At 64.9% G+C, this 840-nt stretch carries 2 protein-coding genes; both read left to right on the top strand.

The annotated features are described in order from the left end of the window. Positions 1-422 (top strand): cbb3-type cytochrome c oxidase subunit I (locus HMPREF2581_RS17320; protein ID WP_045108188.1); only part of this gene is annotated, 422 nt, incomplete at its 5' end. Positions 423-432: 10 nt separating this feature from the next. Continuing rightward, positions 433-840 (top strand): cytochrome-c oxidase, cbb3-type subunit II (ccoO, locus tag HMPREF2581_RS17325; RefSeq protein ID WP_070743631.1); only part of this gene is annotated, 408 nt, incomplete at its 3' end.

Raw genomic sequence — 840 nt, forward strand, 5'->3', positions numbered from 1 at the left:
TCTCCCACTACACCGACTGGACCATCGGCCACGTACACGCCGGCGCCCTCGGCTGGGTCGCGATGGTTTCCATCGGCTCGCTCTACCACCTGATCCCGAAGGTCTTCGGCCGCGAGAAGATGTACAGCCTGGGCCTGATCAACGCGCACTTCTGGCTGGCCACCATCGGCACCGTGCTGTACATCGCCTCGATGTGGGTCAACGGCATCACCCAGGGCCTGATGTGGCGCGCGGTCAACGAGGACGGCACCCTGACCTACTCCTTCGTCGAAGCGCTGGCCGCCGGCCACCCCGGCTTCATCGTGCGCATGCTCGGCGGTTTCATCTTCCTGCTCGGCATGTTCCTGATGGCCTACAACACCTGGCGCACCGTCAGTGCCGCCAAGCCGGCCGAATACGAAGCCGCCGCACAGATCGCCTGAGGAGCCGAGCATGAAACACGAAATACTCGAGAAGAACGTCGGCCTGCTGGCGCTATGCATGGCCGTGGCCGTGAGCATCGGCGGCCTGACCCAGATCGTGCCGCTGTTCTTCCAGGACGTGACCAACACCCCGGTCGAAGGCATGAAGCCCTATACCGCGCTGCAACTGGAAGGCCGCGACATCTATATCCGCGAAGGCTGCGTCGGCTGCCACTCGCAGATGATCCGTCCGTTCCGCGCCGAAACCGAACGCTACGGCCACTACTCGGTGGCCGGCGAGAGCGTCTGGGACCACCCCTTCCTGTGGGGTTCCAAGCGTACCGGTCCGGACCTGGCCCGCGTCGGTAGCCGCTACTCCGACGACTGGCACCGCGCGCACCTGTTCAACCCGCGCAACGTGGTGCCCGAGTCGAAGATG

This window comes from Pseudomonas sp. HMSC057H01 (assembly GCF_001836405.1).
GTDB classification, from domain to species: Bacteria; Pseudomonadota; Gammaproteobacteria; order Pseudomonadales; family Pseudomonadaceae; genus Pseudomonas; species Pseudomonas aeruginosa.